17 protein-coding genes and 1 rRNA gene are annotated in these 19,469 nt (G+C 71.7%); 16 read left to right on the forward strand and 2 right to left on the reverse strand.

Annotation, left to right across the window (positions count from 1 at the left end):
- Positions 1 to 86, forward strand: a 5S ribosomal RNA gene (rrf, locus tag AB0J53_RS36710); the annotation flags it as partial.
- A 153-nt stretch (positions 87 to 239) separates the two neighbouring features.
- Here the strand turns inward: rrf and AB0J53_RS36715 are convergent.
- A complete protein-coding gene (locus tag AB0J53_RS36715; RefSeq protein WP_364180815.1) occupies positions 240 to 1,202 on the reverse strand; it encodes a transcriptional regulator in 963 nt (320 codons plus the stop codon).
- A gap of 93 nt (positions 1,203 to 1,295) precedes the next feature.
- On the opposite strand from AB0J53_RS36715, the gene AB0J53_RS36720 reads away from it, so the two are divergent.
- Positions 1,296 to 2,030, forward strand: a complete 735-nt coding sequence (locus AB0J53_RS36720) for an SDR family oxidoreductase (protein WP_364180818.1) — start codon at positions 1,296 to 1,298, stop codon at positions 2,028 to 2,030.
- Positions 2,031 to 2,094: 64 nt separating this feature from the next.
- On the opposite strand, the gene AB0J53_RS36725 is transcribed toward AB0J53_RS36720, so the two are convergent.
- A complete protein-coding gene (locus AB0J53_RS36725) occupies positions 2,095 to 2,802 on the reverse strand; it encodes a carbohydrate-binding protein (RefSeq protein WP_308125823.1) in 708 nt (235 codons plus the stop codon).
- 287 nt (positions 2,803 to 3,089) lie between these two features.
- Between AB0J53_RS36725 and AB0J53_RS36730 the strand changes: the two genes are divergently transcribed.
- The 14 genes from AB0J53_RS36730 to rpmA all read left to right on the forward strand — a co-directional run bounded on the left by AB0J53_RS36730 (position 3,090) and on the right by rpmA (position 19,382).
- Positions 3,090 to 4,379: a folylpolyglutamate synthase/dihydrofolate synthase family protein gene (locus AB0J53_RS36730; RefSeq protein ID WP_219506901.1), complete on the forward strand. Its 1,290-nt coding sequence runs from the start codon at positions 3,090 to 3,092 to the stop codon at positions 4,377 to 4,379.
- On the forward strand, positions 4,379 to 4,720 hold the full coding sequence (locus AB0J53_RS36735) for a DUF4233 domain-containing protein (RefSeq protein ID WP_357588694.1): 342 nt from the start codon (positions 4,379 to 4,381) through the stop codon (positions 4,718 to 4,720). Before AB0J53_RS36730 ends, AB0J53_RS36735 begins: the two co-directional genes overlap by 1 nt.
- A gap of 11 nt (positions 4,721 to 4,731) precedes the next feature.
- Entirely contained in the window at positions 4,732 to 6,339 is a 1,608-nt protein-coding gene (locus tag AB0J53_RS36740) for a hypothetical protein (protein WP_364180822.1), read from the forward strand.
- 54 nt (positions 6,340 to 6,393) lie between these two features.
- Positions 6,394 to 6,804, forward strand: a complete 411-nt coding sequence (gene ndk, locus AB0J53_RS36745; RefSeq protein ID WP_080046153.1) for a nucleoside-diphosphate kinase — start codon at positions 6,394 to 6,396, stop codon at positions 6,802 to 6,804.
- A 261-nt stretch (positions 6,805 to 7,065) separates the two neighbouring features.
- Entirely contained in the window at positions 7,066 to 8,097 is a 1,032-nt protein-coding gene (locus AB0J53_RS36750; protein WP_219506885.1) for a rod shape-determining protein, read from the forward strand.
- On the forward strand, positions 8,097 to 8,975 hold the full coding sequence (gene mreC, locus AB0J53_RS36755) for a rod shape-determining protein MreC (RefSeq protein WP_364180827.1): 879 nt from the start codon (positions 8,097 to 8,099) through the stop codon (positions 8,973 to 8,975). The genes AB0J53_RS36750 and mreC overlap by 1 nt, the downstream gene beginning before the upstream one ends.
- Positions 8,972 to 9,436, forward strand: a complete 465-nt coding sequence (gene mreD, locus AB0J53_RS36760) for a rod shape-determining protein MreD (protein WP_357588691.1) — start codon at positions 8,972 to 8,974, stop codon at positions 9,434 to 9,436. The genes mreC and mreD overlap by 4 nt, the downstream gene beginning before the upstream one ends.
- On the forward strand, positions 9,433 to 11,478 hold the full coding sequence (gene mrdA, locus AB0J53_RS36765; RefSeq protein ID WP_364180830.1) for a penicillin-binding protein 2: 2,046 nt from the start codon (positions 9,433 to 9,435) through the stop codon (positions 11,476 to 11,478). Before mreD ends, mrdA begins: the two co-directional genes overlap by 4 nt.
- On the forward strand, positions 11,475 to 12,635 hold the full coding sequence (gene rodA, locus AB0J53_RS36770) for a rod shape-determining protein RodA (protein WP_219506881.1): 1,161 nt from the start codon (positions 11,475 to 11,477) through the stop codon (positions 12,633 to 12,635). The genes mrdA and rodA overlap by 4 nt, the downstream gene beginning before the upstream one ends.
- Before the next feature lie 41 nt (positions 12,636 to 12,676).
- Entirely contained in the window at positions 12,677 to 14,587 is a 1,911-nt protein-coding gene (locus AB0J53_RS36775) for a TIGR03960 family B12-binding radical SAM protein (RefSeq protein ID WP_357588689.1), read from the forward strand.
- A gap of 166 nt (positions 14,588 to 14,753) precedes the next feature.
- Positions 14,754 to 15,530: a TIGR03936 family radical SAM-associated protein gene (locus tag AB0J53_RS36780; RefSeq protein WP_308125822.1), complete on the forward strand. Its 777-nt coding sequence runs from the start codon at positions 14,754 to 14,756 to the stop codon at positions 15,528 to 15,530.
- A 135-nt stretch (positions 15,531 to 15,665) separates the two neighbouring features.
- Positions 15,666 to 18,590 carry an Rne/Rng family ribonuclease gene (locus AB0J53_RS36785; protein WP_364180834.1) on the forward strand — a complete coding sequence of 975 codons (2,925 nt, stop codon included), beginning with the start codon at positions 15,666 to 15,668 and terminating at the stop codon, positions 18,588 to 18,590.
- A gap of 216 nt (positions 18,591 to 18,806) precedes the next feature.
- Positions 18,807 to 19,109, forward strand: coding sequence for a 50S ribosomal protein L21 (gene rplU / locus AB0J53_RS36790; RefSeq protein ID WP_049575732.1), 303 nt, complete (start codon positions 18,807 to 18,809; stop codon positions 19,107 to 19,109).
- Positions 19,110 to 19,124: 15 nt separating this feature from the next.
- Positions 19,125 to 19,382 carry a 50S ribosomal protein L27 gene (rpmA, locus tag AB0J53_RS36795; protein WP_049575729.1) on the forward strand — a complete coding sequence of 86 codons (258 nt, stop codon included), beginning with the start codon at positions 19,125 to 19,127 and terminating at the stop codon, positions 19,380 to 19,382.
- Positions 19,383 to 19,469: the final 87 nt, after the last annotated feature.

The following is a 19,469-nucleotide window of genomic DNA, read 5'->3' on the forward strand; positions in this document are numbered from 1 at the left end:
GTTACATTCCGAACCCGGAAGTTAAGCTTCCCTGCGCCGATGGTACTGCACTCGGGAGGGTGTGGGAGAGTAGGTCACCGCCGGACAATCTTTCAAGAGAAGGCCCCGACATTCAGTGTCGGGGCCTTCTCTGCGTTGTGTGACGGAATAGGGCCCTCGGGGGTGATCCCGGGGGCCTTTTCGCGTTCTGGAGGCGAACCGGCCCTGCCCCTCGGGTATCTCCGGGGGCCTATTTTGCGTTATGTCGCGCGGGCCGAGGAGCAGCGGTCGCTGATGGCGGCGAGCTGGTCGAGGAGGTCCGCCGGTCCGTCCACGGTGAAGTCCAGGCCCAGGGCCGCCAGGTAGACCGCCAGGGCCAACGGGGTCGCCGCGCCGATGTGCAGACGGCATCGGCCGGCGTCGACGTGCTCGACCCTGGCCACCGGGGGGATGCGCTCGGCGACGACCTCGGCCGGCGCGTACACGGTGGCGATCGTGCGGCAGGGGCCGAGGACGGAGGCGACGCCCTTGGTCACGTACGCGATGACGTCGCCGTCCGGCAGCGGGCGGGCCGGGAAGGCGGGTCCGGGCGGGGTGCGCGGGGTGAGGCGGTCGACGCGGAAGGTGCGCCAGGCGTCGCGGCCGACGTCCCAGGCGACCAGGTACCAGCGGCGGCCCGTGGCGACGAGGCGGTGCGGCTCGGTGTCGCGCACGGTGACGTTGCCGTCGTGGTCGCGGTAGTCGAAGCGCAGCCGCCGCCGGTCGCGGCAGGCGGCGGCGAGCGTCGCCAGCAGCCCTGAGTCGACCGCTGGGCCGCTGCCGGGCACCGGGACCGTGTAGGCGGCCACGGCGCCCAGGCGGGGGCGTAGGCGGGCGGGCAGGACCTGTTCCAGCTTGGCCAGGGCGCGCAGCGACGTCTCCTCGATGCCGCCTACGGTGCCGGAGGCGGCCGTGCGCAGGCCGACGGCGACGGCGATGGCCTCCTCGTCGTCGAGCAGCAGCGGCGGCAGCCGGGCCCCGGGGCCGAGGCGGTAGCCGCCGGCGGTGCCGGAGGTGGCCGACACCGGGTAGCCGAGGCCGCGCAGGCGTTCGACGTCGGAGCGGATGGTCCTGGTGCTGACGCCCAGCCGCGCCGCCAGCTCCGGTCCCGGCCAGTCGGCGCGTGACTGCAGCAGCGACAGCAGGCGCAGCAGCCGTCCAGCGGTGTCCCGTTTCGCGCTCACCCGGACGATTGTCGCGCGCGTCGCGGAAGTCTTCCTTCCGCGAGCACCGGCAGGGTGAAGCGCGAGAGGGACGGACGACTGAAGGAGCAGGGAATGAACGCAGCCGCAGTGGTGACGGGCGGGTCGCGCGGGATCGGCCGGGCGGTGGTCGAGCGGCTCGTCGCCGACGGCGCCACGGTGGTCTTCAGCTACGTCGCCGACGAGCGGGCGGCGCGGGAGGTCGCGGACGGGCTCGGCGGGCGGGCGACGCCGGTGCGGGCGGATGCCGCCGACGTGGCCCAGATCGAGGGGCTGTTCGAGCGGGCGGACGAGGTGTTCGCGGCGGCGGGCGCCGGGCCGCTGACGGCGCTGGTGAACAACGCGGGCGTCCTGCGGCACGCGCCCATAGCCGAGGTGACGCCGGAGGCATATGACGAGGTGATGGCGGTGAACGCGCGCGGCGCGTACTTCACGCTGCGCGAGGCCGCGCGGCGGATGGCGGACGGCGGGCGGATCGTGAACGTCTCCACCACCGGGACGGCCTGGCCGAGCCCCGGCGAGTCCGTCTACGTCGCCGGCAAGGCGGCGATCGAGCAGCTCACGCGGGTCGCGTCACGGGAGCTCGGGCCGCGGGGGATCACGGTCAACTGCGTGTCGCCCGGCGCGACCGACACCGACCTGCTGCGGGAGGGCGTGCCGCGGGAGGCGTACCAGGCGGTCGCGCACATGACCGCGCTCGGCCGGGTGGGCACGCCCGCCGACATCGCCGCCGTCGTCGCGCTGCTGCTCAGCCCCGACGCGGGCTGGCTCACCGGCCAGAACCTGCGCGCTGACGGCGGACTGGTCTAGAGATGACGCAAGGAGGGCCACCCCCAGCAGCCGGGGTGGCCCTTTCTTGCGTTCGGATGCCCAATCAGACGCGCTGCCACAAAGCGGGCACGTTGGGAGGTTCCCAGCCGGGAGCGGCTGTGTGCCCCTGAAGGCAGCGATACGTCGCGCCACCATAGGTGACCTGGGCACCCGCCTGGTAGGTCACCCCTGCCTGCCAGGTACCCCCGCCCGGAGGCGGAGTCGTGGGGGAACCGGTCGGCTGCGGGCCGCCGGGGACGTTCAGCACGAAGTCGAACGTCGCCTCCCTGCCCGAGCCGACCGTGCGGACGTTCATCAGCAGTCTCGGGTCGAAAATCGAGTCGGTGTTGTTGCGCGGTTCGCCCGGGAAGTACGTCTGCGTGGTGAGGACCGGCCGGTTGGGCGCCTGGACCTTCATGTGGATGTGCCGCGTGCGGCCCGGGTACAGGCCCGGCACGATCGTGGTGAGCTTGTAGGCGCCGTTGGCGTCGGTGAACTGGTGGCCGCGGAAGTTGAAGCCCACGTTGTCGTAGGCGCCGTTCCGGTCGGCCTGCCAGAAGTCCAGCAGCACGTTGGCCAGCGGCTGGCACGCCAGCCCGAACACGTACCCGCTGACGGTGAGCAGGGTGCCGCTGCCCGGCAGGGTCGAGCGGCGAGGTGAGTTGGGCTTGAAGTACGGGCCCTCGGTCTGGGGCGGCGTGGGGTCGTCGCCGTCGTCACAGAACGGGGTGGGCTCCAGCGGCCCGCTCATGTCGCGTGCGAGAGCCGGCACCTGACCGATGAGCAGGGGGGCCGGCGCAGCTATGAATGCCGCTCTCAGTAGCGTCTTCCGGGTGATGCCCTTGTCCGGGTCGCGAGTGTTCTCGCCTTCCACGATGGCCTCCTCGTAGGAGCCTGCCGGGGGGTGAGGCAGGCTGTTTCCCAAGGTGACACCTGGTGGACGGGGTGAGTACCCTCCAACGTTCTATACAGTCCACGATATGATTCCCCGCGTGGTGACCCGCTTCCCGAGGTCAGTAGGCTGAGGGGGTGGATTTTCGTGGGGTTGAACGCGCCATCATGGAGCGGGGCGTCGAATGGGACTTCGAGCCGACGCTCGACCGGATCGCGGCTCTTCTTGACCTGCTCGGCTCGCCTCAGCGGGCCTATCCCGTCGTGCACATCGCCGGCACCAACGGCAAGACGAGCACGGCGCGGCTGACCGAGGTCCTGCTCAGGGAGCGCAACCTGCGGGTGGGCCGGTTCACCAGCCCCCATCTGGTCACGATGCGCGAGCGGATCACCGTCGACGGCGAGCCGCTGAGCGAGGAGCGGTTCACCGAGGTCTACGAGGAGATCGCGCCCTACGTCGAGCTGGCCGACACGCAGGGGCGGCGGATCCAGTTCTTCGAGATGCTGACCGCGATGGCCTACGCCGCGTTCGCCGACACGCCGGTCGACGTGGCCGTGATCGAGACCGGCATGGGCGGCTCCTGGGACGCCACCAACGTCGCCGACGGCACCGTGTCCGTGATCACCCCGATCTCGCTCGACCACACCGACCGGCTCGGCCCCGACGTCGAGAGCATCGCGAAGGAGAAGGCCGGCATCATCAAGCCCGGCGCCACCACCGTGCTCGCCCAGCAGGAGCTGGCCGCCGCCGAGGTGCTGATGCGCCGCGCGGCCGAGGTGGGCGCGGTCGTGGCCCGCGAGGGCCTGGAGTTCGGCGTGCTCAGCCGCGAGGTGGCCGTCGGCGGCCAGCTGCTGACGCTGCGCGGCCTCAAGGGCGTCTACGACGAGGTCTACCTGCCGCTCTACGGCGCCCACCAGGCGAGCAACGCCGCCTGCGCGCTGGCCGCCGTCGAGGCGCTCACCGGCGGCGACGACCCGCTCGACCTCGATCTCGTACGGCACGCGTTCGCGCAGGCGTCGTCGCCGGGCCGCATGGAGATCGTCCGGCGCAACCCCACGGTGGTCGTCGACGCCGCGCACAACCCCGGCGGGATGCAGGCGACGCTCGACGGCATCCACGAGGCGTTCGACTTCGCCAAGGTCGTCGGCGTGGTCGCGGTCATGGCCGACAAGGACGTGACCGGGCTGCTGGAGCTGCTGGAGCCGGTGCTCGACCAGATCGTCGTCACCCGCAACTCCTCGCCCAGGTCGCTGTCGGCGCAGGAGCTGGGCGAGCTGGCCGAGCCGCTGTTCGGCGAGGACCGGGTGCACGTCGTCGAGCGCCTCGACGACGCCATCGACCTCGGCATCGGGATCGCCGACGCCGAGGGCGAGTTCAGCGGCACCGGTGTGCTCATCACCGGGTCCGTGATCACGGCGGGAGACGCCCGCCACCTGCTGAAGGCGGAGGGCGCCTGATGGACTTCCAGGTCACGCCCGGCATGCGCAGGCTGGGCGCCAGCGTGCTCGGCATGGAGGCCGTCGTCGCCGGGCTCACCACGCCGGTGGCCATCAGCGTCGGCGGGGTGGCGCCCGCGCTCGCGGTGACGGTCGGGATCGGGCTGGCGCTGCTCTGCGTGGTCGGCGCGGGCCTGCTCAAGCGCCCGGCCGGCTACGTCGTGGGCAGTGTCGCGCAGGTGCTGGCGATCGCCGCCGGGTTCGTGGTGCCGGCCATGTTCGTCCTCGGGGCGATCTTCGCGGCGCTGTGGATCACCGCGATTCTCGTCGCTCGGCGTGTCGAGGGCGTGACTTCCCGCTAAAGTCGGGCTTCATGGCCGTCCCCCCATTTCAGCGGTCCTCCGGCACCGCGACTCAAGGCGCGAGGTCCGGGTGGCTGTCCGACGCCGTGCTCGGGCTGCTCATCGTGGTCACGCTGCCGCTGGCGATCGTCGCGATCCCCAACACCGTGTCCGTGGTCGCCGACCTGCTGCCCGCCGAGATCGACCGGCTCGGGCTGATGCGCGCCCACGGCCTCGCCCTGCCGGCGATGATGCTGACCGTGCCGCTGGCCGCCGTGGCGCTGCGCCGGGTGAAGGTCGCCCACCTGCTGCTCGGCGGGCTGCTGCTGCTCGCCGTCGCCGACGCCGCCGGCGGCTATGCCGGGTCGGCGTTCCTCGTGGGCGTGCTGCGGGTGGCCCACGGCGTGGGCGCCGGGCTGCTCGTGCCCGCCACGCTTGCCGCCGCCTGGGACCGGCCGCCCGTGCTGCGCGCGCTGTGGACCGGCATGCTGGCGCTCAGCCTGCTCGGCGCGCAGGCGCTGGCGCTGTGGCCGCTCGACGGCGTGACGCGCTGGCAGGTCACCCTTCAGCCCTATCCGCTGGTGACCGGCATCGCGCTCGTGCTCGCGGCCGCCTACTTCGTGCTGTGGCTGGTCGGCGAGCGGCCCGCCGCCCCGCGCCTGCGGGCCAAGGAGCGCAGCCGCCTGCTGCTGGCCACCGTGCCCGCCGCCGGCATCGCCGTCGTCGCCATCAGCACCGCGAGCCAGGACTGGCGGGCCGGGCTGGTGGTCCTGCTGGCGCTGCTCGCCATCGCCGGGCTGCTCGCGCTGGCCACGGTCGGCACCCGGGAGAGCCGCACGCTGGCCTACACGATGGTGGCCGTCGGCGTGGTGCTGCTGCCGACCGTCGCGCAGGTGACGTACGTGGAGATGGGCGGGCTCGGCGGGCCGGGGCTGCGCGGGCTGTGGCTGCCGTTCTGCGTGGCGGGGGCGCTGGCCGTGGCGGCGGCGGTCGTGGTGCGGCTGTCGTCGGTGACGAGCGCGTGGGTGACGCCGCTGGGGCTGCTGTCGATGGTCGTCGGGCTCTGCTCGGTGCGGGTCGTGGCGCCGTCGCCCGACGGGCTGGTGCTCGTCGTGCCGTTCACGCTGCTGGCGGTGGGCGCGGCGGTGGCGATCACGGCGGCGCTCGGCCAGGTGGGGGCCGGGGCGGGCATGTTCGGGCTGGCGCTGTGCCTGCCCGGGGTGCTGGCCGGCTACCTGCTGGGCACCGGTGTGCAGATGGTGGCCCTGGAGGGTGACCGGACCAGGCAGGAGCTGGTCGACAGCTTCGTCACCGCGCTGCACCTGTGGGCGCTGGCGGGCGGGTTCTTCGTGGTGGCGGTCATCGTGCTGGCCGCGGTCGTGGCCAGGCGCGCTCCCTCCTCGGAGGACGTACTGGATGTACAGGACGTGCAGGATGAGGCCGGTGACGGCGGGGAGCCGGAGCCCGCGGTGGTGGGCGCGGCGGTTCAGCGGGACGGCGAGGAGGACGACGAGGACCGGCCGACCGGGGTGATCCCCCGAATCGGCGTGCAGCCGTTGCCGCAGGCGCGCGACGGCGAGGAGGACACGGCGCCCGTGCCGCCGCCCGCGGCGTCCCCGGAGGACGGCGAGCGGGCGTGACGGGACGGTAAGCTGTGCCGCAGTTTCCGCGACCTGTTCAAAGGAGAACCTCAAGTGTCCGAGCGCACTCTTGTCCTGATCAAGCCCGACGGGGTGAAGCGCGGCCTCATCGGTGACGTGATCGCCCGTGTGGAGCGCAAGGGCCTCAAGGTCGTGGCGATGGACCTGCGCACCCTCGACGCCGACACCGCCAAGGCGCACTACGCCGAGCACTCCGAGCGGCCGTTCTTCGGCGAGCTCGTCGAGTTCATCACCTCGGGGCCGCTGGTCGCGATGGTGCTGGAGGGCCCGCGTGCCGTCGAGGCGTTCCGCGCGCTGGCCGGGCTCACCGACCCGGTGAAGTCGGCTCCCGGCACGATCCGCGGCGACCACGCGCTGGAGATCGGCGAGAACGTCGTCCACGGCTCCGACTCGCCGGAGTCGGCCGCGCGGGAGATCAAGATCTTCTTCCCGGACCGGTTCTGATCACCTGCCCCTGATCACGGGGGCACGCTCAGGAGTGCTCGTCAGGCAGGCCGCCTGGCGGGCACTTTCGCGTTTGCGGACAACGTACCCGGCGCGGTCGGGTGGTATCGCGCAATACGGGCAAAATCGGGGTTGGGGGTGGGGCGGGAGAATTTTGTGGGGCGCGTGGGCTCGTTGCGGGGCGTGGTGGGTACGTCACGTTACGATTCGAATTCGATCCGTAGTCATTCGCGAACGACGTTACGGAAGGCTCCGTTCCCCATGGGCAGCAAGCTCGCCTTTCTAGGCCGTGACATGGCGGTCGACCTGGGCACCGCCAACACGTTGGTGTACGTCCGTGGCCGCGGCATCGTCCTCAACGAACCGTCCGTCGTGGCGATCAACACCTCGAGTGGGAAGATCGTCGCGGTCGGCATCGAAGCCAAGCGCATGATCGGGCGCACGCCCGGCAACATCGTGGCGGTCCGGCCGTTGAAGGACGGTGTGATCGCGGACTTCGACGTCACCGAGCGGATGTTGCGCTATTTCATCCAACGGGTGCACAAACGGCGGCACTTCGCCAAGCCGCGCATCATCATCGCCGTGCCGAGCGGGATCACCGGAGTGGAGCAGCGGGCCGTCAAGGAGGCCGGCTACCAGGCGGGGGCGCGCAAGGTCTACATCGTCGAGGAGCCCATGGCGGCGGCGATCGGGGCCGGGCTGCCGGTGCACGAGCCGACCGGCAACATGGTGGTCGACATCGGCGGCGGCACCACCGAGGTCGCGATCATCTCGATGGGCGGCGTGGTGACCAGCCAGTCCATCCGGGTCGGCGGCGACGAGCTGGACCAGGCGGTGATCACCTTCGTGAAGAAGGAGTTCTCGCTGATGCTCGGCGAGCGCACCGCCGAGGAGATCAAGATGGCGATCGGCTCGGCCTGCCCCACCGGGGAGGAGGCGCACGCCGAGATCCGCGGGCGCGACCTGGTCAGCGGCCTGCCGAAGACGATCATCGTGTCGGCCGAGGAGATCCGCAAGGCCACCGAGGAGCCGGTCAACGCGATCGTCGACGCGGTCAAGACGACCCTCGACCGCTGCCCGCCGGAGCTGTCCGGCGACCTGATGGACCGGGGCATCGCGCTCACCGGCGGCGGCGCGCTGCTCAAGGGCCTGGACGAGCGGGTCAAGGCCGAGACGGGCATGCCGGTGCACCTGGTGGAGAACGCGCTCGACTCGGTCGCGCTCGGCTCCGGCAGATGCGTGGAGGACTTCGAGGCGCTGCAGCAGGTGCTGGTGCCGGAGTCGCGACGCTGATGAGAGACTCGCGCCAGGCCAGGCTGATCCTCGGCACGCTGCTCGCGGCGGCGCTGGTCATCCTGACCGTCGACCACCGCGCCGGCGAGAGCTCGCCGCTCACCCCGCTGCGGTCGGCCGGCGCGTGGGTGTTCGGGGCGGCCGAGGAGGCCGGCGGCGCCGTGGCCCGGCCCGTCGGCGGGTTCCTGCACGCGATCGCCGCGGCGCCGAGCGCCCAGGCCGACATCGAGCGGCTCAAGGCGGAGAACGCCCGGCTGCGCTCCAGCCTGTCCGCCGACCGCCTCGACGCGGCCCGCGCCGCCGAGCTCAAGCGGATGCTCGGGCTGGCCGGGCTGGGCGGCTACAAGGTGGTGTCCGCCAACGTGATCGCCCGGCGCGGCCAGCCGGGCTTCGAGGACGCCGTGCAGATCGACGCCGGCACCGACGACGGCGTCCGCACCGACATGACCGTGCTCAACGGCGACGGGCTGGTGGGCCGCGTGGTGCACGCCTCGGCCCGCACCTCCACCGTGGTCCTGCTGAGCGACCTGGCCTCGGCGGCGGGCGCGCGGCTGGAGGGCGGCCAGGAGATCGGCGTGGTGCACGGGGTGGCGGAGAACGGGCGGCTCCTGCAGTTCAAGCTGCTCGACTCCACCGCGCCGATCGAGCGGGGGGCGCGGCTGGTCAGCTTCGGCTCCCATCGCGGCGCGCCGTACGTGCCGGGGGTGCCGATCGGGGTGATCGAACAGGTGGAGTCGACTCCCGGGCAGCTCGTCCGGATCGCCTACGCCAGGCCGTACGCGGATCTGACCGCGCTGGACGTGGTGGGGGTGGTGGTGCAGGGGCCCGCCCGTGATCCGAGAGACGCGGTGCTGCCGCGCAGGGAGGGGGCTCGATGACGGCGGTCCTGGTGGTGCCGGTGGCGCTGCTGCTGCAGGTCATGCTGGTGAACCGGCTGCCGCTGCCCGCCGGGGGCGTGCCCGACCTGGTGCTGCTGGCGGTGGTGGCGGTGGCGCTGATACGCGGGCCGGCGGCCGGGGCGGTGATCGGGTTCTTCACCGGGCTGGTGGTGGACGTGGTGCCGCCGACGGCGCACGTCGCGGGGCTGTACGCGTTCGTGTTCGCGCTGGTCGGCTACCTGGCCGGGCGCGGGGCCGGCGGGCGGGTCACCACCGTGGCGCTGTGCGTGGTGCTCGCGCCGCTGATGGCGGCGGCGGTGGGCGGGCTGATGTCCGACCCGAGGGTGACGATCTCCACGCTGACCGAGCAGGTTCCCGTGACCGTCGCCTACACGATGATCGCCGCGCCCGTGGTGATCTGGCTGGCGACCCGCGGCCGACGGCAGAGGTACGAGATATGACCCGGATGCGCACCCGGCTGGTCGTGATCCAGGCGCTCGTGCTGGTGCTGCTGGCGGCGCTGGCCGTCCGCCTGTGGCAGGTCCAGGTCGTACGAGGTCCCGAGCTCGTGCACCGGGCGACCGAGACGCGGACCCGCACGGTGATCGTGCCGGCGGTGCGGGGGCAGATCCTCGACTCCTCCGGGCGCCCGCTGGTGCGCAACAAGACCTCGCTGGTCGTCTCCGTCGACCGCACCGGGCTGGCCGGGATGCGCGACGGCGGGATGAAGGTGCTGGGCAAACTGTCGGAGGTGCTCAGCCGGCCCGTCGCCGAGCTGCGCAAACGCATCACGCCGTGCGGCCCCGGGGTGCCCAAGCCGTGCTGGACGGGATCGCCGTACCAGCCGGTCCCGCTGGACGAGAAGGTCGACACGCGTGAGGCGCTGCAGATCCTGGAGCGCCAGGAGGAGTTCCCGGGGGTCACGGCGGAGATCCACGCGGTCCGCGAGTACCCGGGCGGCCGGGCCGGGGCGCAGATGCTCGGCTACCTGTCGCCGGTGACGGAGGCGGAGCTGGAGAAGCGGGTCGGGCTGAAGGCCGCCTTCTCCGGCGTGGACCTGGCCGGGCGTGACGGGCTGGAGTACGTCTACGACGAGGAGCTGCGCGGCAAGGCCGGGCTGCGGCGGGTGCAGGTCGACCGGATGGGCAAGGCGCTCGGCGTGGAGAAGCAGGTCGAGCCCGTCAGCGGGCACCACCTGGTGACCAGCATCGACTCGCGGATCCAGGCGGTGACGGAGAAGGCGCTGCAGGACGCGATGAAGTCCGCGCCCGGCGCCGACGGGGGCGCGGCGGTGGTGCTCGACGCGAAGACCGGACGGGTGCTGGCGCTGTCCAGCGCGCCCGGCTACGACCCGGCGGTGTGGGCGGGCGGCATCTCCGCGAACATGTACAAGCATCTGCTGTCGGAGAAGTCCGGCAAGCCGCTGGTGTCGCGGGCGATCAACGGCCAGTTCGCGCCCGGTTCGACGTTCAAGGTGTCGTCGGTGGCCTCGATGCTGCGCGCCGGCTACCCGCTGAACGGCAAGTACAACTGCCCGGGGTCGGTCACGGTGGGCGGCCGGGCCTTCAACAACTTCCGCGGCATCCCGCTGGGCACGCTCAGCCTGCACCTGGCGCTGGTCAAGTCGTGCGACACGATCTTCTACCAGGCGGCGTACGAGCAGTATCTGCGCGACGGCGGCCGCACGCCGAAGAAGACGGCCAGGGAGGTGTTCGCCAACACCGCCCGCGGGTTCGGGTTCGGCGGGCCGACGGGGATCGACCTGCCGGGCGAGTCGGCCGGGCGCATCCCCGACCGCAAGTGGAAGAAGGAGATGTGGGCGCTGACCAGCGCCACCAACTGCAAGCGGGCCCAGACCGGCTACCCCGAGGTCAAGGACGGGGCGCGGGCGGCGTTCCTCAAGCGGCTGGCGCACGAGAACTGCACCGAGGGGTTCGTGCTGCGGCCCGGTGACTCGGCCAACTTCTCCATCGGGCAGGGCGACGTGCTGGTGACGCCGCTCCAGCTCGCGCGGGCGTACGCGGCGCTGGTCTCCGACGGCAAGGTGCGCAGCCCGCGCATCGGCTGGGCGCTGGTGCGGCCCGACGGCAAGGTGGTCAAGACGATCCCGGTGCCGGTCGTGGGCAAGCTCCCCGTCACCGAGAAGGAGCGGCTCTACATCAAGAACGCGCTCAGCCAGGTCGCCTCCGACGGCACCGCGGCCGGGGCGTTCGCCGGCTTCCCGATGGACAAGGTGCGCATCGGCGGCAAGACCGGTACGGCGGAGGTGTGGGGCAAGAAGGACACCTCCTGGTTCGCCTCGTTCGCCCCCACGCAGAACCCGCGCTTCGTCGTCGTGGCCATGGTGTCGCAGGGCGGCATGGGCTCCCAGACCGCCGCGCCCGCCGTGCGGCAGATCTACGAGGGCATCTTCGGCATCAAACGGCCCGCCGCGCTGCCCGGCGGCAAGCCCGTGTCGCGGCTGCCCAGGTTCGCCCCCGACGGGACGGTGATCTGGCAATGAGCGCGCTGGCGCCCGGACGGCGCTCGTTCGCCAGGCGGGCCTTCGGCGCCGAGTCGCCGGTGTGGCGGCTCGACGGGGTCCTGCTCGTGGCCGTCCTCGCCCTGTCGGTGATCGGCACGCTGCTCGTCTGGTCCTCCACCCGCACCTGGGCGCCCGGCTCCACCGGCCTGCTCAAGAAACACCTGCTCAACGAGACGATCGGGCTGGCGCTGTGCGGCGTGGTCGCCTCCGTGGACCACCGGGCCGTGCGCGCCTACGCGCCCGTGCTGTTCCTGCTCTCGCTGATCGGACTCGGGCTGGTGCTCTCGCCGCTCGGCGCCACGATCAACGGCTCGCACTCGTGGATCCTGCTGGGCGGCGGGTTCGCCGTGCAGCCGTCGGAGTTCGCCAAGGTCGGGCTGCTGCTCATCACCGCGATGCTGCTCGCCCAGCCCGCCGAGGGACGCGACCGGCCGAGGCCGCTCGACATCGTGCTCGCCCTGCTCGCCGCCGCGGTGACGCTCGTGCTCGTCATGCTCCAGCCCGACCTCGGCACCGCGCTCGTGCTCGCCGCCATCACCGCCTCCGCGCTGGTGATCTCCGGGGTGCGCAAGCGGCTGATCGCGCTGCTGGCCCTGGTCGGCGCGGCCGGGGTCTTCAGCGTGTTCTACTTCCAGATGCTGGAGGACTACCAGGTCGCCCGGTTCACCGCGTTCGTCGACCCGAACGTCGACCCGCGCGGCGTCGGCTACAACAGCACCCAGTCGCTCATCGCGATCGGCTCCGGGCAGCTGTTCGGCAAGGGGCTGCTCGGGGGCGGGCAGACCACCGGCAGGTTCGTGCCGGAGCAGCACACGGACTTCATCTTCACCGTGGCGGGCGAGGAGTTCGGCTTCCTAGGCTCGGTCACGGTCGTGCTGCTGCTCGGCGTCGTGCTGCTGCGCGGCCTGAAGATCGCCCGGCAGTGCGAGGACCGGTTCGGCACGCTGGTCGCGGGCACGATCGTGTGCTGGTTCGCGTTCCAGACGTTCGTGAACGTGGGCATGACGATCGGCATCATGCCGATCACCGGCCTGCCGCTGCCGTTCGTCTCCTACGGTGGCACCGCGACCTTCGCCAACCTGATCGCCGTGGGCATGCTGCTGTCGATCCGCTCCCGGCAGCGCCCCTACGCCTAGGGCGTCCCAGCCACGGTACGGGTTTCGCTACCCTGGGTGTCATGCCTGTCGAGTCGATTTTTCCCCGCCTGGAAGCGCTGCTGCCCAAGGTGCAGAAGCCGATCCAGTATGTCGGGGGTGAGCTCAACTCGACGGTGAAGGACTGGGACTCCGCCGACGTGCGCTGGGCGCTCATGTATCCCGACGCGTACGAGGTCGGGCTGCCCAACCAGGGCGTCGCGATCCTCTACGAGATCCTCAACGAGCTGCCCGGCACCCTGGCCGAGCGCACCTACGCGGTCTGGCCCGACCTGGAGGCGCTCATGCGCGCCGAGGGCGTGCCCCAGTTCACCGTCGACGCCCACCGGCCGGTGCGCGCCTTCGACGTGCTCGGCCTGTCGTTCTCCACCGAGCTCGGCTACACCAACATGCTGACCGCGCTCGACCTGGCCGGGATCCCGCTGGTCGCCGCCGACCGTGGCGACGACGACCCGATCGTGCTGGCGGGCGGCCACGCGGCGTTCAACCCCGAGCCGATCGCCGACTTCCTCGACGCGGCCGTGCTCGGCGACGGCGAGCAGATCGCCATCGCCATCTCGGAGGTCATCCGGGAGTGGAAGGCCGAGGGCAGGCCCGGCGGGCGCGACGAGCTGCTGATGCGGCTGGCCGAGTCCGGCGGCGTCTACGTGCCCAAGTTCTACGACGTCGACTACCACCCCGACGGCCGCATCAAGCGGGTCGCGCCCAACCGTCCCGACGTGCCGTGGCGGGTGCACAAGCACACGGTCATGGACCTCGACGAGTGGCCCTACCCGAAGAAGCCGCTGGTCCCGCTGGCCGAGACCGTGCACGAGCGGTTCAGCGTGGAGATCTTCCGCGGCTGCACCCGGGGCTGCCGGTTCTGCCAGGCGGGCATGATCACCCGTCCGGTGCGCGAGCGGTCGATCACCACGATCGGCGCGATGGTCGAGAACGGGATCAAGGAGTCCGGCTTCAACGAGGTCGGCCTGCTGTCGCTGTCGTCCGCCGACCACAGCGAGATCGGCGAGGTGGCCAAGGGCCTGGCCGACCGCTACGAGGGCACCAACACCTCGCTGTCGCTGCCCTCGACCCGGGTCGACGCCTTCAACATCGACCTGGCCAACGAGTTCTCCCGCAACGGGCGGCGCTCCGGGCTCACCTTCGCCCCCGAGGGCGGCTCCGAGCGCATGCGCAAGGTGATCAACAAGATGGTCACCGAGGAAGACCTCATCCGCACCGTCACCGCCGCCTACTCCCAGGGCTGGCGGCAGGTCAAGCTCTACTTCATGTGCGGGCTGCCCACCGAGACCGACGAGGACGTGCTCGGCATCGCCGATCTGGCCAAGAAGGTCATCCAGGCCGGTCGTGAGGCCACCGGCTCGCGCGACATCCGCTGCACCGTGTCCATCGGTGGCTTCGTGCCCAAGCCGCACACCCCGTTCCAGTGGGCGGGGCAGGCCGACCACGAGACCGTCGACCGGCGGCTCAAGGCGCTGCGCGAGTCGCTGCGCGGCGACAAGCAGTACGGCCGGGCCATCGGCTACCGCTACCACGACGGCAAGCCGTCCATCGTGGAGGGGCTGCTGTCGCGCGGCGACCGGCGGGTCGGCGCCGTCATCCGCGCCGTGTGGGAGGACGGAGGGCGCTTCGACGGCTGGAGCGAGCACTTCTCCTACGAGCGCTGGATGGCCGCCGCCGCCAAGGCCGGCGTCGACGTCGACTGGTACACCGTGCGCGAGCGCGAGGAGAACGAGGTCCTGCCGTGGGACCACCTCGACGCGGGCCTCGACCGCGAATGGCTCTGGCAGGACTGGCAGGAGGCCGTCTCCGGCGGCGAGGTCGAGGACTGCCGCTGGACCCCCTGCTACGACTGCGGCGTCTGCCCGACGATGGGCACCGAGATTCAAATCGGACCGACGGGTAAGAAACTCCTTCCCCTCACGGTGATCTAGCCGCGCTCGGTGGCCGCCCGGTGTCACGCCGTACATGATCCTGAGACGTGCAGGCGTCCGGGCGGCTTATCCTGAGATGAAGGAACTCTGACACGGGAAGGACGACAAGGCTCTGAAACCTGTTCCCGATGGGCCCCCGCCCGCGCCGACGACGCAGCGCCTTCGCGTGCGCTACGCCAAGCGCGGACGCCTGCGCTTCACCAGTCACCGCGACATCTCGCGGGCCGTCGAACGAGCGGTCCGCCGTGCCGGCATTCCGGTGGCCTACAGCGCGGGTTTCTCGCCTCATCCGAAGATCTCCTACGCGGGAGCGGCGCCGACCGGCGTCGCCAGCGAGGCCGAATACCTCGAGATCGGCGTCACGACGCCGTGCGATCCGCAGCAGGTCAAACGTGACCTCGACGAGTCGCTGCCGCCTGGTCTCGACGTGCTCGACGTCGTCGAGGCGGCCCCCGGAGCGCTGGCCGACCGCCTGGAGGTCTCCGAGTGGGAGGTGCGGCTGCCCGGTGCCGACCGCGAGCTCGCCGAAGTCGCGGTGGAGAAGTTCCTCGCGGCGGGCACCGTGGAGGTCGAGCGCCTCACCAAGAAGGGCCCGCGCCGCTTCGACGCGCGGGAGGCCGTGCTGAGGCTCACGGCGCTGAGCGCCCCGGACTCGCAGGGATCAGAGGGAACAGACAGAACTGCAGCTCAGGTGGGCGGACAGTCGTGTGTCATACTGCGCATGGTTGTTCGGCACATGACTCCTGCCGTTCGACCCGACGATGTGCTCACAGGGCTGCGCCTTGTGGCCGACTTCGCGCCGCCGGTTCCCCCCGAGGTGACCAGGCTGGCGCAGGGGCCGCTCGACGCACGCACCGGTGCGCTTGCCGACCCGCTCGACCTGGACCGCGAGACTACGCGCGGCGGCGAGGCGGGACCGGCGGGTGAGCACGTCGCCGGTTAAGGAAGCGCCCTGCCGGGCGCTGCCGCTGACAGGACTTGGCGCCATGCCCCCGCGAGGGGGCGTGGCGGACAACGAGACACGAGAGCTCCTGCGCGGCGCGGCGACGCGCCCGGGAGCTGACGGGAGAGCGCCCGCATGCTCGACGAGAACGAGCCCAACGCCGGGGCCCAGGGCCCCGACGGGGAGACAACAGAACAGACCAAGGTGACCAAGCGCCGCGCGGCCAGCCGCCCGGCCGGGCCGCCGCCCGAGCTTCCCGAGACGCCGGCCGCCGCGCCGGCCACCGGACCCATCACCGTGGTCGCCGCCCAGGCGGCCCCGTCGGTGGCGGAAGGGCGTCCCCTTCCGAGCACCGCCGCGCAGCGCGCCGCCGGACGGCCGGAAGACCTCATCGCCGCGCGGCCGGCCACGGCCGAGGTGACGAGCCCGGCCGAGGCCGCCGTGGCCCAGGCCGTCGAGGAGCCGGCCGGGCAGGACGCGCAGGCCGCCGAGGAGGCGGTCAAGCCCAAGAGGGCGACGCGGACCCGGTCGACCGCCACCACGACGCGCCGCCGTACGACCAAGAAGGCCGCCGAGGCGGCCGAGGCGGCTGCGGACGGTGCCGAGGGCGCCGCCGAGGGTGCCGTGACGGCTCCTGAGGGTGCCGTGGCGGGCGCGGAGAGTGCCGTGGCGGTCCCCGAGACCGCCGCTGCCGCCGTGACGCCGGAGGCGGCCCCCGAGGCCGCGGAGGCGCCCGTCAAGCGCCGCCGCACCCGCAAGAAGGCCGAGCCCGAGGAGACCGTCGCGACCGCGCCCGCCGAGGCCGTCGCGGAGCCCGTCGAGCCCGTCGAGGCCGTCGAGGCGGCCGAGGCGCCGGTCGAGCGCGCGGATGACGACATTCTGGAGATTCTGCCCGAGGACGAGCCCCTCGACGACGAGCCCGCCGGCGAGGACCTGGACGAGGAGGACCGGCCGAGCCTGCTGGCCGACCCGTTCGGGCTGACGGTGCGCCGCGAGGACCAGCCCGGCACCGCGTTCCAGCGGCCCGCCGCGATCTTCGCGCCGCTGTTCCAGGCGCCCGACCCGTCGCAGGCCAAGCCGGTGCGGCCGGAGCCCCAGCCCCAGCCCGCCGTCGAGGTGAGCGAGGACGAGGCCGAGGACGAGATCACCGCCGAGGACGAGGGCGACGACACCTCCGACGAGCAGGAGGAGGAAGAGGGCGCCGGTCGCCGTCGCCGCCGCCGCAGGGGCGGCCGCGGGCGCGGCAAGTCCCGCGAGCGCGACGAGTCCGACGAGGGTGACGAGGGCGAGGACGAAGGCGACGAGGAGCAGGGCGAGGAGCCCCAGGAGGAGGCCTCCAGCTCGCGCCGCCGCCGTCGCCGCCGCCGCAGGGGCACCGACGACGAGGGTGGCGAGACCACGCCCGACGACCCGCCCAACACGGTGGTGCGCATCCGCGCGCCCCGCTCGGGCCGCTCGGCCGCGCACGACACCTCCGCCGACGGCGTGCAGAGCGTCCGCGGCTCCACCCGGCTGGAGGCCAAGAAGCAGCGCCGCCGCGAGGGCCGCGAGCTGGGCCGCAGGCGCCCGCCGATCATCACCGAGTCGGAGTTCCTGGCCCGCCGGGAGTCCGTCGACCGGATGATGGTGGTGCGCCGCCAGGGCGACCGCACGCAGATCGCGGTGCTGGAGGACGGCGTCCTCGTCGAGCACTACGTCAACCGCGAGGCCAGCCAGTCCTACGTCGGCAACGTCTACCTCGGCAAGGTGCAGAACGTGCTGCCGTCGATGGAGGCCGCGTTCGTCGACATCGGCAAGGGCCGCAACGCCGTGCTGTACGCGGGCGAGGTCAACTTCGACACCGCCGGGCTGGAGGGCCAGCCGAAGCGGATCGAGTCGGCGCTGAAGTCCGGCCAGTCGGTGCTGGTGCAGGTCACCAAGGACCCGATCGGCCACAAGGGCGCCCGCCTGACGTCGCAGATCAGCCTTCCCGGCCGCTACCTGGTGTACGTGCCGGACGGGTCGATGACCGGCATCAGCCGCAAGCTGCCCGACAAGGAGCGCACCCGCCTCAAGAGCATCCTGAAGAAGGTCATGCCGGAGAACGCCGGCGTGATCGTGCGCACCGCCGCGGAGGGCGCCTCGGAGGAGGAGCTCGCCCGCGACGTGGCCCGCCTGTCGGCCCAGTGGGAGAACATCCGCAAGAAGGCCAAGTCGGCCAGCCCGCCCGAGCTGCTCTCGGCCGAGCCCGACCTGACCATCCGGGTGGTGCGTGATGTCTTCAACGAGGACTTCACCTCGCTGGTCGTCCAGGGCGACGAGGCGTGGGAGACGGTCGACGAGTACGTCAAGTACGTCGCGCCGCACCTGGGCGAGCGGCTGTCGAAGTGGGACCCCGGCCAGGGCGACGTGTTCGAGTCGTACCGGATCGACGAGCAGCTCGGCAAGGCGATGGAGCGCAAGGTGTGGCTGCCCAGCGGCGGCTCCCTGGTGATCGACCGGACCGAGGCGATGACCGTCGTCGACGTCAACACCGGCAAGTTCACCGGCCAGGGCGGCAACCTGGAGGAGACGGTCACGCGCAACAACCTGGAGGCGGCCGAGGAGATCGTCCGCCAGCTCAGGCTGCGTGACATCGGCGGCATCATCGTCATCGACTTCATCGACATGGTGCTGGAGTCCAACCGCGATCTGGTGCTGCGGCGGATGCTGGAGTGCCTGGCGCGCGACAGGACCAAGCACCAGGTGGCCGAGGTGACGTCGCTGGGCCTGGTCCAGATGACGCGTAAGCGGGTCGGTCAGGGCCTCCTGGAGGCGTTCTCGACCCCCTGCGACTGCTGCAACGGGCGTGGCCTCATCGTCTCCACGGAGCCGGTGGAGAGCCGGTCCGAGCCGCGGGGCACCCAGGGCAAGATGGCGGTGGAGAAGGCGGTCTCGGACAAGGTGTCCGCGGCCAAGGACTCCTCCGGTCGTGATACCGTGACCGGTGCGCTTGAAGACGTCCCGTCCGAGGACGACCAGGCAGGACAGACTTCCGGCAGGGGGCGGCGACGCTCTCGCCGAGCCAAGTCCGCCGACTAGTTCGGTGGGCTTCCGATGAATCGTCCGGTTCGCCTAGGGCCCCGGTCATCCGGTACTCTAGTCAACCGGTGCGTCAGGTGACGTGCCCTGTTGGCGCGCCCCCCGGTTCGTCGGTTCCGGATGAGCCGAATGACGGGCGCAGCATTCGGAGTCAGCGGCCATCCCGCACGGGATGGCCGAGGGATCGCAACAGTGAGTCAGTAGAAGGGTTCCGCGGTGTACGCGATCGTTCGTTGCGGCGGCAGGCAGCAGAAGGTCTCCGTCGGTGACGTCCTCGAGGTGGACAAGGTCGCCGGCGAGGTCGGCTCTTCGGTTTCGCTGCCGACGGTGCTCGTCGTCAACGACGGCGATGTGACCACGGAGGCGGGCAAGTTCACGGTCAGCGCCGAGATTCTCGGTGAGACCAAGGGCCCCAAGATCCGCATCCTCAAGTACAAGAACAAGACCGGTTACAAGAAGCGCCAGGGTCACCGCCAGCGGTACACCCAGGTGAAGATCACCGGTATCGACCAGGCCTGATCGGGAGTTTGAGAGATGGCACACAAGAAGGGCGCGTCGTCCACCCGGAACGGCCGCGACTCCAACGCTCAGCGCCTGGGCGTCAAGCGCTTCGGCGGCCAGCTGGTCAACGCGGGCGAGATCATCGTCCGTCAGCGTGGCACCCACTTCCACCCCGGCGACAACGTCGGCCGCGGTGGCGATGACACGCTGTTCGCGCTGGCCGCGGGCCACGTGCAGTTCGGCACCAAGCGCGGTCGCCGCGCGGTGAGCATCGTCCCGGTCGCGGAGTAAATCTCCAGCGCCACGGGTTGTACGAAGGGGTGGATCGTCTTCCGGTCCGCCCCTTCTTGCTGTTGTGAGACGCCCGTGAGGGCTGAT

The organism is Nonomuraea sp. NPDC049725 (assembly GCF_040674795.1).
Classification (GTDB): Bacteria; Actinomycetota; Actinomycetes; order Streptosporangiales; family Streptosporangiaceae; genus Nonomuraea; species Nonomuraea ceibae.